This is a genomic window from Prochlorococcus marinus XMU1406 (assembly GCF_017696055.1).
Taxonomy (GTDB): domain Bacteria; phylum Cyanobacteriota; class Cyanobacteriia; order PCC-6307; family Cyanobiaceae; genus Prochlorococcus_A; species Prochlorococcus_A marinus_W.
Genome location: NZ_JAAORG010000003.1, coordinates 57809 through 70991, shown reverse-complemented (window position 1 = coordinate 70991; position 13183 = coordinate 57809). Strand labels below are relative to the sequence as shown.

Here is a 13183-nt window from a genome sequence, read left to right as displayed (position 1 = left end):
GGCTACGAAAAATATTTGATAGCTTTTTCATAGAGTTGTTGTTTAATGCAATTAAAAAATTACTCTTTGGTCGCGATTAAACAATAAAAAGGGTCTTTATTAAAAAAATTAAAGATATTAAGTGCTGTTTCAGTAAACTTTTTGATAATTTTTGGCTCATTAAATCCGTTTGAGATTAATACTTTTCTTACATATTTCACCCTCTCTTCTTCAGTAGATGAAGTCCAGATATTAGGTGCTTTATGCCAAAATGCTCTGTTTGAAAAAGCAATAATAATCTTACCCTTTCTGCTCAATATTCTTGCAATTTCTTTGGTTAGATTCTCTGGATATTGTAAATATTGCCATGCGGCCACCATCAAGCAATAATCAATACTTTCTTTGTCTAGCGGTATTTGTTGGCTTAAATTAAAATTTTGTATCCAGTAAGATTCAAAAATTTTGTTTTTTTCAAGTTCTTGTTTGTTTAAACCATGTCCAATTACTTTTTTATATTGTTTCCCTTTAGGTAAATAACTATCCCAACTGGACATTAAATCAAGTACGGTTGAATAATTATCAATTTCTCTTTCATACAACTTTGATAGATTTTGCCTGAAGTTTGCATCTAGATGATAAACAAATTTTGGATCAGAATAAAATTCTTCATCATTACTCTCATCAAGTTTTTTCCTTTGATAATTATTTAAAACTTCCAAAACTACAAATTTAGAATCTACATAGCAAATCTAGTAAAAAGAAATTCTAATTGTGTATTAGGCATTTATTTTCATTTAATAAATTAAAAATTCTCAAAATAACTAGACATTCACTAAAAAAAAGTTAAATTATTAATTAATGATTTAATAATGATGATTGAGTTCAAAAGGGGCAAAAAAAACAGGTCTAAAAATGTTCTTTTCAATCCATATAAAAACGGAATAAGTTCATACGATATGGCATATCTCTCATCAAAAAGAAATTTAAAAAATAAAACTTTTTATCTAGGAAATGATTCTAAGAAAGATTATCTTGCTGCATAGAGATGCCTTATATTAATGTTTCGACTTCAGCAAAAGTAAATGATAAAGGAAAATTACTTGAAGAAATATCAACTCTTGTTTCATCTTTAACTAATAAATCAAAGAGATTTGTTATGGCCAAAATAGATGAGAATTGCCAAATGTATTTTGATGATGAGACGCCTTCTTGCTTTTTAGAGATCAAATCAATAGGTTCTCTAAATCCTTCAGAAATGGCAAAGCCAATATCTGATTTTGTATGTGAGAAAATGGGGATACCAATAGATAGGATTTATATTTCGTTTGAGGATGTGCCAGCTTCATTGTGGGCTTGGAATGGAAGAACTTTTGGGTAAGAATTTTTTAGATATAAAGCTAATGGATATAAATAAATTAGTTGATTTAAATAACCTTAGAACTGCTCCTCAATTAAGTAATAGTCAGAAAAAAAAACTTTTAGAGGAACTAGAAGCAAATATTTTTAATGCAGATTGGATAACAATAGGCATAATGGCACCAAGTGATAATAAAGCCATTGAAGCATTGAAATCAATTTCTATGAAATATTCCTCAATTCAATTTGGAAATCTAGATTCCCTTCATGCTTATGGCGGCGTTTTTTTAAAAGCTAATCAAAAAACTAGTAATGTTTTTGTTAGATCTGAAAATGGTCTTGGAGAAGGAATTTTAATAACATGTCAGTATGACGAAAGTGCTAAAGAATCTAATACTTTTGGACCATTGACATTAGATTTTTTTACATAATTAATTTCTTATTTATTTTTATCAAGGATCTATTTTTATGAAAGCTTTTTATCGGATGATATTTTTGAGAAATTCGATTATAAAATATTTTTTACTTTAAAGCTTTGTTATTATGTCTAATGGCATTGATCTAAATTCTTCCACTATTTTAATTAAATGTTTTTTCAGGATATAGTTCAAAATTTAAATAATTTTTGGTCAGAGGAAGGTTGTTTGATTATGCAGCCATATGATACCGAAAAGGGTGCTGGAACAATGAATCCGCATACTTTTTTAAGGGCTATTGGACCAGAGCCTTGGAGTGTAGCATATCCAGAGCCATGCAGAAGACCTACTGATGGACGTTTTGGCGATAATCCAAATAGGGCGCAACATTACTTTCAATATCAAGTAATAATTAAACCTTCACCGGAAGGAATACAGGAAAAATATTTGACATCTCTAGAATCTCTTGGAATTAATCCTAGAAATCATGACATAAGATTTGTGGAGGATAATTGGGAATCCCCAACACTCGGAGCATGGGGTGTAGGTTGGGAAGTTTGGTTAGACGGAATGGAAGTTACTCAATTTACTTATTTTCAACAATGCGGGGGAATAGATTGTAATCCAATCCCAATTGAAATCACTTATGGATTAGAAAGGATTGCTATGTTTTTGCAGGATAAGGAAAGTATTTGGGATTTAAATTGGAACAAAAATTTGAAGTATAGCGATATTTGGCTTCAATTTGAGAAAAGTCAATGCTCTTATAACTTTACTGAATCCAATGCAAATAATCTCAGAAAATTATTTGATATTTATCAAGACGAGGCAATTTCTTTAATAGAAAAGAAATTAACTTACCCTGCGCTTGATTTTGTTCTGAAATGTAGTCATACCTTTAATTTGCTTGACGCTAGAGGCGTAATTTCAGTTACTGATCGTGCACAATATATTGAAAAGATTCGAAAATTAGCAAGAGAAGTTGCATCCTCATGGATGGAAGAAAGAAATGGTTTGAATTTTCCCTTAAAAAAAAATACTTTTAAATAATCATCTCAAATTAAAGGTTATGTAACAATTGTTACTTGAAGTTGAATCTATTATTCCTACCCAAAAAGGTTGTCTTGGATAAAATTCAATTACCCATTTCTATGGGTATTTTTAGTGTGAGGTAAAATGAAACTCTTCCAACAAATGTTGGTTGCAAGTGCTTCTATTAGTTTATTAACTCCTATTGCTGCACAAGCATCCGACATTAATATTGAAGAAATGAATGACTACGTTCGTAGCAGCAAATCTTCAAAAAAATTCAATAGCAAAACGTTTACGAACGAAGTTAGCGGCGAAATCGCAAATCTTGATGGTCGTGTTGACGGTTTAGAGGTTCAACAAAATGGTTTTGAAGCTGGCAGCTTTTCAGATACAACTACACTTGATGGTAGTGCTGTTTTTGCTGCTACAGCAATAGATGGTGCAACTAAGGTAAATTCATCTGCAACAGAGAATCTGCAGACGATGTATACCTACACCATGAACTTAAATACAAGTTTTACTGGTGACGACAATCTTTATGTTCGTTTAAGAACTGGTAATGGTAAGGTTACTGGCGGATCTTTCTACGAAAAGACTGCTTTCTATCACACAGATACTTATTCAGGTGGTGTTGACGATCTTAAAGTTGATAAAATCTGGTATACAACGCCAATTGGTAGTAGTGAAAAATGGACAGCAACAATTGGTCCAAAAATTGAAAACTACTATATGTACGCAGCACCTGTTTCAATTTATAGACCAGGATTTCATAAGGCTTTCAAGTTAGGTAGTCTTAGTGGTGCATTCGGTGCAAGTACTGCTACTGGAGGTGGTATTAAATATGTTGGGGATAATGGATTCGCTTTTAGTACTAATTTAGTTTCAAAAGGAGCAAAAAGTTCATCTGGTTTATTAACCAATGAAGATGAGCATAAGTGGGATACAATGCTCGCATATACACAAGATCAATATCATGTTTCTCTTTCATTATCTCAGCAACATGAAGATTGGTCATCATTTAGTTACTACGCAACTGACGCTGCAGTAGCTGTTGAGGAAGACTCTAATGCTACAGCTTATGCTGCAAGAGCATACTGGAGGCCAGAGGAATCAGGAAGTGCGATGCCTGAAATATCTGTTGGTTACGATATTATCAATCTGGAAGGGCAAACAGGTAACAGTGTTAAAGAAGCAAGTAGTTACTTTGTTGGTTTAGGTTGGCCTGATATGTTCCAAGACTCTGACTACATCGGAATAGGTTTTGGTCAGCCATTAAAGGTTGATGAAACAGCTAATGGTGCAGCTGCTGATGATGCAGGCCTAAGTCCATTATTATGGGAAGTAAGTTATTCATTCAAACCAAATGATTCAATAACAGTGATTCCTGCTGTATTCGGTGGAACTGATATCCAAAGTTCAACTGATCAAGATATCTTTGGAGCAGCAGTAACTACTAAGTTTAAATTCTAAATTCTAAACTTAAAATAAAAAGGGGCACTTAACTGCCCCTTTTTTCGTTTAAAAATCTGCAAAATAGAATTCTAGAGTGGTTTAGAGTTTACCAACAATTTTCTCCCTCTCCAATAGGAACACATATACTTGCTTTTGCTGCTTCATCGGCTAATTTTTGAGCTTGTTCATCAAGAATGAAATCAGCTTCTATAGACATATCTGTATTCCATTCTTTAAGTCCTCCTAAATCACTTTCTTCTGCTTTTAAGATTGAGCTTCCAGTAGAAGCCAAAGCTACTGCACTAGTTGTTGCTAAGAATAATCCAATGGAAGTTTTTTTATTCATTTAGGTAATCTTTCTGAATACATAATAATTAGTTTGGGCTAATCTTTCTATTCGATGTATAAAATGATGCTTGTTAAATTGCTTATTCAATTACCTAGTCTTCTTAAGAAATTTGAATATGATTTATAAATTAGATCAACTTCTTCTGATCTGCCATATTTAGCAAGTAATGATCTTGCAGCAGCATCTAGATCAAACAAATATTCTCTTTCTTCAATGCTTTTTACATAGCTTTCAATCCAACCAATAAATACTAATCTCTCACCATCAATAACTTTTTCTACTGAATGTAAATATGTACTTGGATAAATTATTATCTCTCCTTCATCAAGTTTAAATTTTTCTTCTGAGTTTAAACTCTCTATTGATAAAGCTCCGCCTTCATATTTTTTTTTGCAATTAAGAAAAACTGTAAAAGATAAATCTGCTCTTCCAGACGACATATAAGCATTATCAATATGACTCCCATATTTCATCCCTCTAATGGATTTTGAGAAGATTGTTCCATGAATTTTTTTAGGTAAAGCAAAGCTCTTGATTAGTTCATTACTAAGGATTTTTTTTGTAATTAATCCAGAAAACTTTATTGATAAATCTGAATCTCTTCTAAGTTGTAAATTATTTTTTTCCTTTGCGGCATGCTTTCCAGCAGTTAGCTTGCCATCTTCCCATACTAGTGATTCTTTTTCTAAATTTTTTCTGAGGATTTCTAATTCTTCAGAATTCAATAGTTTATGAGTTAAATAATTCATAATAGATATAAAAAATGATACAAATTAATGTATAGAAATTCTCTTTGTAAGGCCTTGCTATGAAGATATATATAAAGTAACCATAGATACTATTTTGTAAAAGTGCAAAATCTAAAAAAACTACTTTACTCAGCATTAACATGTACATTTTTGCTAAACATTAATATACCTGCTAATTCAACAGAAAAAGAAGTCAAAGTTTACTCAGGGAGACATTACAACACAGATAGAATTATTTATAAAAAATTTGCAGAAGAAACTGGTATAAAAGTTCGACTAATCGAAGCTGCTGGGATCTCCTTAACCGAAAGGTTAAAAAGAGAAGGAAAAAATTCTCAAGCTGATTTAATATTACTAGTAGATGCTGCAAGAATCACCAATGCAGCCAAAGCTGGATTACTTCAACCAATAGAATCTTCTAATCTAGAAAATGATGTACCCGTTGGATTAAAAGATCCAAATAAGGAATGGTATGCATTAACAAGAAGAGTAAGAGTAATGGTCGCTAATCCAAAAGTTGTTGATGTTAGCAAGATCAATGATTACACTGATTTGGCTGACCCTTCTTTGCAAGGGAAAGTATGTTTAAGAAATAGAAAAAGTCCATATAATCAATCTTTAGTCGCTAATCAGATAGTAAATAAAGGTGAATCTGAAACTAAAGCTTGGTTAAGCGGAATGATTTCTAATGTTTCCCAACCTTTTTTCCCAGGAGATATATCTATTGTAAGAGCAGTTTCAAAAAGAAAATGTGGTATTGGTATCGTAAATCATTACTATGTCGCAAGAATGCTAGCTGGAATAAATGGAAGAAGAGATGCTTTATATTCGAAAAGAACAACAGTCATTACACCTAATCCTGCCCATGTAAATATTAGTGCTGGTGGTGTAGCTAAATACGCAACAAATAAAGCTGAAGCAATTAAGCTTCTCGAATTCTTAGCATCTCCAGAAGGAAGTAAAGGTTTAGCTGCTCCAACTTTTGAACATCCTTTGAAGGAAGTTAATCAGAATGAAATAGTAAAGAATTTTGGAGAGTTTATACCTGATAGTGTCACGGTAGAAGACCTTGGAGAAAAAAATTCTTTAGCTATTAAATTGATGAGAGATGCAGGGTGGAATTAAAAATTAAGATAATTATATAGTTCATAATTTTCTGTTTATTATGTGCATACTTATAAAAAGGCGGAGAGGTGGCTGAGTGGTCGAAAGCGAACGACTCGAAATCGTTTAATAGGAAACTATTCGTGGGTTCGAATCCCACCCTCTCCGTTTATTAATACAGATTAGTTGTCGTCAGATATTGTCAAAAAGTCCAGAATGACTGGTATGAAGTAGATGTTTAAGGTAATAATATAAATTAAGACTTGAAAAATATACCATAAAGTCCACAAATGTCTCTGTGATATCTCTGTGTTTTTTAATAAATGGTCTCAGGGATGTCTCTGTGATTTTTAAGAAATAGTCTCTGTGATGTCTTAGGGGATTTTTTAAATAATTTAATCTTTCACCATCATTGAAAAGAAATTATTTACCTAACTGAAAAAATTCCAAACTTATAAGGTTCAATACCTATTAAAGTTGAATATACATTTGACCATTGCCCAATGCAATTGCCTTTTTTATGATATCTAACCAAAAATTCCTTTCTTTTTCTACTGTAATAGTCATAAATCATTTCTTTATTGACTTCCACGATATATTGATATTTTTCATCCGAGTTTTTATCGACAAAACATTTCGTCGTAATTCTTTTGTTTAAAAAACCAAGAGTTATACCATTATATTTTGTGAAAACAAAATCTTTGCACAAATTAGAAGAATTATCCATAATATCAACTAGCAAAATTTTGTTATTGTTTGGATTTATATAGACCCTGTAGTTTTTTGAGAATTCATAGTTATATCCACTATTAGTTTTGCCTGAATTATCATATGGTCTTAAAACTTGATAGTAGTTCGATTGTTCAAGTAAATTTTTACATTTGACTTGCTCTTTTTCATTAATTATTTTTTGTTCCCTCTTTTTAATATTATTTTCGATCTGTTCTTGTTTGAAGATCTCTTTTAAATTATTAGATTTAACCGAAAGTTGATAAAAATTGCTTAATAAAAGAAATAATAAAAGTAAATAATTTTTAATTATTCTCATGGGAAATATTCACTGTAATCATATTCATACCATCTTCTTAGTTCATTTTTAACTTTTTTCCCTATAGTTTTATCATTTACAGAAGACCATTTAAAATTACCATCACAAGGTCTTGATCTTTCATATTTGACTAGAAATTTTTCTCTCTTCTCCGATCCTAATTTTATTCCAAATAAACCGAGTTCTTCTGGTCTTTCAGTAATTAAGTTTTCTTCTGTGAGAAATATCTCTTTTTGATAAACCCTGCTATTTGATTTATTTTTTTTTGGACAACTAGTAGTAACTGTTTTATTCAATATTCCTATAATATTAGGACTTATTTTGCAAATAGGTTTTCTGTAAGTATCAGGAGGGTTTCCAAAAGATGTCCATAAAATTTGATTTACTGATCCGTTAGGATTGATTAAATAATTCTTTTGTCCGTTAGCATAACTTGACCTTTCATACATTGAATAACATTTATCTCTATAAGTTTTGATAGCAATTTTTTTCTCTAAATCTTGTCTGAATAATTCTTGTTGAAGTGATTCATATCTTGGGTTCTTATAGTTTATTTTATTGCAATAGTTTGGAATCTTTAATGAAAAATCAAGTAAAGATGCTTTTTCATAGTCTAAACAGGCATCTGATACTTTTTGTAAATTATATTTTGCAGAACCTCTAGAATAAAAAGCATCTGGAAAATAGGGATTTAATTTAATTGCGTTCGTAAAATCATTAAGGGCGCCTGAATAATTGTAGACTTCTCCTCTTGCTACTCCTCTGTTGTAATACATCGATCCATTGTCAATAATTTTTTTATTGGAATCATTACCATTTTTTAAATTAATTGATTTTGTAAAGTCTTCTATGGCGCCATTAAAGTTTTTCTTTCTCATCTTTACTAATCCTCTTAAATTATAAAGTTCTAAATTATTAACATCTAAACTAATTGCCTTACTATAATGAGATATTGATTCATCATATTTTTTTAGAGAATTTTTTGCATTGGCAAGATTTCTCCAATACAAAGATTTCATAGGTTCCAACTCTATTGCTTTTGAAAAATCTTTAATTGATCTTTTAAATTTCTCAAATTTGAAATACAAGTTACCTCGAAGATTCCAATATTCAGAATTACTTGGGTTTAATTTTATTGCTTTTTTATAGTCTTTTAATGAATCTTTAAAGTTATTAAGAGAAATTTTTGCTGCTGCTCTTGCGGCATAGAATTCTGGATTGTTGGGTTCAATACTTATAGCAATACTATAGTCCTCAACTGCATTTTTAAATTTTTGATTATTTTCTTTGACTTTTGCTCGTCCAATATATAGCAAAGGATCATTTGAATTTATTTTTATCGCAAAGTCATAATCTTCTATTGCACCTTGAAAATCTTTTAAGAAAAATTTAGTTATTCCTCTTTTCTCATAAAAATAAGCATCAGTTGGATTTGATTTTGCATATATTTCTAGATCTTTTAATGCTTCTGCATACATATTTAGATTAAATTTCATTAATGCGCGCAAATAATATACTTTTGCATTTTCAGGTTCGATTTTGATCACTTTCGAATAATTATCAATAGCGCCTTTATAATTTTTTTCTCCAGCATTTTTTTCTGCCAATCTTAAATAATCTTGCACATTTAATTTTGAATTTACATTGATTTGCCCTTTAGTTCTTATATTCTCAAAATTTGTATAAATATAAGGTATTCCGATTGTGAAAATAATTCCCAATAGAATTAAGTTAAATTTTAGTATTTTGCGTTTCGAAAATTTATTAGAAAAATTATTTCTTATGACTTTTTTTTTACTTTTTAATATGTTACTTGTTGCTTTTTCATTAATTAAAGTTTGATTATTCCTGAAAGTTTTTTTATTTTCTTTTTGTATTTTTTCTTTTGCTTTTATGAATTTATAAGCAGGATCATTACTCTTTAAAGAAGAGGATGATTGGATATTTTCTCTCTTTAAATTTTGCTTTGTTTTTTTTGAATTATTTTCTGAGAATGTACCTTGAGAAATTTTGAAATCAACTAAGTCATTTAAAAATTTACCTATTTCAGATTTTAAAAATGAATCATTAATGAAGTTAACTTCATTTGCAATAAAATTTTGTTTAGAAGAAATTATTTCAACAATATTTCCAGACTTGAGAATGATTTCAATATCCCCATTACCATTAATCCTATTTAATATTTGTCTTGCAATGGGATAATTATCAATTTCAAGTGATTTTTTAAAAACTTCTTCATCTAATTTTTTTTTATCAATAATAAATTTTATAAATTCAATTCTATTCACTTATATGGAAATTAACTTTTTGAGATTCTAATCCTTTTATATCAGAAGTCTATATTTTAAAAATTTGATTAAATTTATTTCTTAAATAAATTCTGAATTACATAGATATCAATTGCATTTGGATATTTTTGTTGAAAAACCTTAATTGCATGATTAGGAGAAATTGCAAAAATATTTGTTTTTATCTTGTAATCATCTACTAGACCAGATATTAAAAAGGTTTTCATTGGGACTTAATTATTACTGAAATTTATTTAGATCTATCTTAATTTGAAATTAATTTTTAAACAATAATTTGTTTGAAATGGTCTCTGTAGTTAATATTAGATTTTTGGTATTGCATACATCGAATGAAATTTTCAGAAAGCAAAATTATACGTTTGATAATTAATATTATGTTCTTATATCTTTGGAGTATTTTTTTTAAAAATGTACTTGGGTTTTTCCCTTTTTTAATCAATACAAGAATTGATCCTCAAATTTATTTTGAAAGGAGCAGACTACTAAAAATACTTTCCGTACTTTATACTCAATGGTTAGAAGTATTGTATTTAGGAATTTTTTTTCTACCTATTTATTGTTTTACAAAATTTATTTGGTTTAAAAAAAGTAGGTAAAGATATAAAAGGCACTTTAAAAGGATAAAAAAAATCCCAATAAAAAAGGTAACAAATTGGGAATAAATTAAATTTAAAAAAGTTTTTTCAAATTATGTCTCTGTGATTTCTCTGTGATTTATGTAAAATTCTTGATTTTAAACTAGTCAAATAAGATCACAACTGGACTTTTATAAAAACCTCTACGAACACCCTCTCCGGTTTTAATGAGTATCATCTTCATTTAATTTTCTTCTCAAACTTTTCGAATGACGATTGCATTTGAGCTGTGTTTTGCAAAGGTTCATCTTTATCTAAACCTCTTATTTTTCTCCATCTGGAATATATATTTCCAAGATAGATTCTTTGCATAAAGTTTTTTGCTCCATGCTCTAGAAGATTTTTTGAAAATTTATTATTAAATTTTCAACTTTCTAGTAATTCTTTCTGCCAATTTATTTTTTCTGTCATTGTTGTTGCTGAATCTCATGTATTTTTTTCAGTTTTTCATATTCCACATGCAGAACACCTAGACGCCATGCATCCCTTAATCCTTTTACACTTCCCATTAAGAGTTTTGCATCTGAGGGAGAATGTGACTTCATGTTTAAGAAATCTTTCTGCCAAGATTTGTCATCCCATTTAGTGCTCATAGTTTCTCTATATACTTTTTAAAATTATCAAAGTGATTCTAATCATTATTTTTTGAATAAGAAATATTATCATTTACTTTATAAGTTTAATTCTTTAACAAAAAGCACTAATAAAATTGAAAAAAAAAAATAAGAGGGTATTTGTCTGCTCGCTTTGAGTCTTATGCACGTCGCTTTACACAAAGTCGATGAAGAGCTTTTGAATCCTGAATTACTCTTACTCCTACTGGATAGGAAAATATAGTCGCGATAACTACAAAGCACTAATACTCGGGTATTAATACTCTATTAAATTCAATTGAATAGGAGGATAATAAAGGAGTAGAGATATAGGAGGTTTTATGAGACTAGCCACTCCATTCACTGCTTTTAGAAATGCAACTTCAGATATTTGGAGAATGCATGATTTTAATTATCAACTACCTAAAGATCAAAGACAAGATTATTGGGAAAAAGAATGCATAGATCACCCAGCAAGTTCTCATTGCAAAGTTTACTAAAGGCAAAATAAGTTAAGATATTCAAAAAGACCTTTATCAGGTTCTTTTCTTCTATTTAAGAAGATATTTTTTAATTTAAAAATACAATGCCTTTTAATAATTCAATATCTAAATATGATTGGCAGTTTCTTGTAACTGGGTTTATTTTAATCTCAGTTTTTTTTTTACAGATTTAATAAGAGTTTTTGATAAAGAATATTTTTACTTTGTACCAAAATTAATTAGTGATCAACCCCATAGGATTTTCACATCAATACTAATCCATGCAGATTTAAATCATTTATTAAGTAATCTTGGTGGAATAATCATTACTAGATATTTTTTGATGAGACTCGGAATTAAAAGCAGATTTTTTTATTTGAAATTTATTTTAATTTGTTCTTTTTTGAATTTTTTTATTATTTGGGTTTACGAAAAGATCTTATCGAATTTTTCTGTATATCAGAATTATGCTGCTTTAGGATTCAGTGGAATAATTTATGCTTTATTTGGATTCTTACTATTAACTTCTTTTTATGGAAAGAGTTATTTTTTAGGTAAAGAAATAGGTTTTAAATCCAATTATGAAGTTCAAAAAATGTCAAAGACAATATGTCTTATAGGTTTGATTTTCTCTTTTTTACCAGGGGTAAGTTTATTAGGTCATTTAAGTGGATTTATTGCAGGGTGTTTTTTATTCTTCATCTAATTAATGTTAATTATTAGTTAATCAAATTAATATAGTTATTTTCCCAGATATCCAACTTTTTTCTTTTACTCTTTTCTTTTGTATAAATCAATTTTGATATCAAAAGTAACTACTATTCCAATACTTATAAGCAGTAATCCAATCGCAATTTGGGGAGTAGGCAATACCATATAAGTTTCATTTTCACTTACCTTATCTAATCTGTCCCGGTAACGATGAAAGATTGAGTAATATTAATTCTGAATAAAGCATCGCCTTAAAAAATGGGAAAAGTAGAGAATGGTCTTGATATTTATTTCGCAGCAGGAAATGCAAATACTCAAAGACAAGAAAAAGAAATTGAATTAATTATGAAAAAACGTAATTCTGCAGGATGGAAGTTAATCTCAACAAGTACCGCAATAGTTGATACTACAAACCAGTTTTCAAATCTTTATCTATTTTGGGAAAAGAATTAGTAATTAATAACTTTTGCCATTTAATTATATAAATCTGAAACTCCTCACACACTAATTTCTGATAAGTAAACACCCTTCTCTCTACATTAGGGTGTTTTTTAATTACTAATATGCTTCAATACACAACTTAAACATGTGACAGTTAAGTAACATTCCGTTCGTCCTTACCACGGAAAAGAAATATATCGCATATTTTAAATATGTGTGTAGGAGTGGTTTACGAAAAAAGTGGAAACAAGGAAACACTTGATTTAGTAAAACCAAGAAAGACCTCTAGAAATAGGGGTCTTTTTTTTATGCAAACTCACTAATTTTATTTACTTTCCCATATTGCCCAATATCGGCAAGTTTTTGGTGTTGGTGGATGTGTTGGTGAATATTCTCATAAGCACTCAAAAATAAGTGCTACATGATAATATTTCTTGAATTTATCCACTGATTTTGAGATTGAATTTCACAATCTCTTTTTATTAATACATATAGTTCTAAGTCAGAAACGGAATAATAAATTAGGA

The 13183-nt window shown here is 29.4% G+C and carries 17 protein-coding genes and 1 tRNA gene; 10 read left to right on the top strand and 8 right to left on the bottom strand.

Features of this window, described 5'->3' with window-relative positions:
* Positions 1-59 precede the first annotated feature (59 nt).
* Positions 60-698, bottom strand: coding sequence for a methyltransferase domain-containing protein (locus tag HA149_RS06730; protein ID WP_209114216.1), 639 nt, complete (start codon positions 696-698; stop codon positions 60-62).
* Between the two features lie 153 nt (positions 699-851).
* Between HA149_RS06730 and HA149_RS06725 the strand changes: the two genes are divergently transcribed.
* The 5 genes from HA149_RS06725 to HA149_RS06705 all read left to right on the top strand — a co-directional run bounded on the left by HA149_RS06725 (position 852) and on the right by HA149_RS06705 (position 4253).
* The gene (locus tag HA149_RS06725; RefSeq protein WP_209115409.1) at positions 852-1022 is read left to right on the top strand and encodes a hypothetical protein; all 171 of its coding nucleotides are present in this window, start codon (positions 852-854) and stop codon (positions 1020-1022) included.
* 2 nt (positions 1023-1024) lie between these two features.
* The gene (locus HA149_RS06720) at positions 1025-1357 is read left to right on the top strand and encodes a phenylpyruvate tautomerase MIF-related protein (protein WP_209114214.1); all 333 of its coding nucleotides are present in this window, start codon (positions 1025-1027) and stop codon (positions 1355-1357) included.
* Between the two features lie 22 nt (positions 1358-1379).
* Entirely contained in the window at positions 1380-1766 is a 387-nt protein-coding gene (locus HA149_RS06715) for a DUF1824 family protein (protein ID WP_209115337.1), read from the top strand.
* 156 nt (positions 1767-1922) lie between these two features.
* The gene (gene glyQ, locus HA149_RS06710; RefSeq protein ID WP_209114212.1) at positions 1923-2801 is read left to right on the top strand and encodes a glycine--tRNA ligase subunit alpha; all 879 of its coding nucleotides are present in this window, start codon (positions 1923-1925) and stop codon (positions 2799-2801) included.
* A 126-nt stretch (positions 2802-2927) separates the two neighbouring features.
* On the top strand, positions 2928-4253 hold the full coding sequence (locus HA149_RS06705; protein WP_209114209.1) for a carbohydrate porin: 1326 nt from the start codon (positions 2928-2930) through the stop codon (positions 4251-4253).
* 88 nt (positions 4254-4341) lie between these two features.
* Here HA149_RS06705 and HA149_RS06700 read toward each other — a convergent pair whose 3' ends face one another.
* Both HA149_RS06700 and HA149_RS06695 read right to left on the bottom strand, forming a co-directional pair.
* Positions 4342-4581 carry a hypothetical protein gene (locus HA149_RS06700; RefSeq protein ID WP_209114207.1) on the bottom strand — a complete coding sequence of 80 codons (240 nt, stop codon included), beginning with the start codon at positions 4579-4581 and terminating at the stop codon, positions 4342-4344.
* A gap of 86 nt (positions 4582-4667) precedes the next feature.
* Complete coding sequence (locus HA149_RS06695; protein ID WP_209114205.1) at positions 4668-5333, bottom strand: Fe2+-dependent dioxygenase; 666 nt, start codon at positions 5331-5333, stop codon at positions 4668-4670.
* Positions 5334-5435: 102 nt separating this feature from the next.
* Here HA149_RS06695 and HA149_RS06690 point away from each other — a divergent pair, with 102 nt between their 5' ends.
* Both HA149_RS06690 and HA149_RS06685 read left to right on the top strand, forming a co-directional pair.
* On the top strand, positions 5436-6458 hold the full coding sequence (locus HA149_RS06690; protein ID WP_209114203.1) for an extracellular solute-binding protein: 1023 nt from the start codon (positions 5436-5438) through the stop codon (positions 6456-6458).
* A 62-nt stretch (positions 6459-6520) separates the two neighbouring features.
* Positions 6521-6605 (top strand) — tRNA-Ser (locus HA149_RS06685).
* 259 nt (positions 6606-6864) lie between these two features.
* On the opposite strand, the gene HA149_RS06680 is transcribed toward HA149_RS06685, so the two are convergent.
* The 5 genes from HA149_RS06680 to HA149_RS06660 form a co-directional block, all read right to left on the bottom strand.
* Positions 6865-7485, bottom strand: a complete 621-nt coding sequence (locus HA149_RS06680; protein ID WP_209114201.1) for a hypothetical protein — start codon at positions 7483-7485, stop codon at positions 6865-6867.
* Positions 7482-9773, bottom strand: coding sequence for a tetratricopeptide repeat protein (locus HA149_RS09660; protein ID WP_209114199.1), 2292 nt, complete (start codon positions 9771-9773; stop codon positions 7482-7484). Before HA149_RS09660 ends, HA149_RS06680 begins: the two co-directional genes overlap by 4 nt.
* Before the next feature lie 74 nt (positions 9774-9847).
* On the bottom strand, positions 9848-10000 hold the full coding sequence (locus HA149_RS06670) for a hypothetical protein (RefSeq protein ID WP_209114197.1): 153 nt from the start codon (positions 9998-10000) through the stop codon (positions 9848-9850).
* Positions 10001-10609: 609 nt separating this feature from the next.
* Positions 10610-10741 carry a hypothetical protein gene (locus HA149_RS09605; protein ID WP_280634153.1) on the bottom strand — a complete coding sequence of 44 codons (132 nt, stop codon included), beginning with the start codon at positions 10739-10741 and terminating at the stop codon, positions 10610-10612.
* Between the two features lie 95 nt (positions 10742-10836).
* Entirely contained in the window at positions 10837-11022 is a 186-nt protein-coding gene (locus HA149_RS06660; RefSeq protein ID WP_209114195.1) for a hypothetical protein, read from the bottom strand.
* A 341-nt stretch (positions 11023-11363) separates the two neighbouring features.
* On the opposite strand from HA149_RS06660, the gene HA149_RS06655 reads away from it, so the two are divergent.
* The 3 genes from HA149_RS06655 to HA149_RS06645 all read left to right on the top strand — a co-directional run bounded on the left by HA149_RS06655 (position 11364) and on the right by HA149_RS06645 (position 12668).
* Complete coding sequence (locus HA149_RS06655) at positions 11364-11522, top strand: hypothetical protein (protein ID WP_209114193.1); 159 nt, start codon at positions 11364-11366, stop codon at positions 11520-11522.
* A gap of 118 nt (positions 11523-11640) precedes the next feature.
* Entirely contained in the window at positions 11641-12210 is a 570-nt protein-coding gene (locus tag HA149_RS06650) for a rhomboid family intramembrane serine protease (RefSeq protein WP_245154709.1), read from the top strand.
* A 263-nt stretch (positions 12211-12473) separates the two neighbouring features.
* Positions 12474-12668 (top strand): hypothetical protein, encoded by a 195-nt coding sequence (locus HA149_RS06645; RefSeq protein ID WP_209114191.1) that lies wholly within the window; start codon positions 12474-12476, stop codon positions 12666-12668.
* Positions 12669-13183 lie beyond the last annotated feature (515 nt).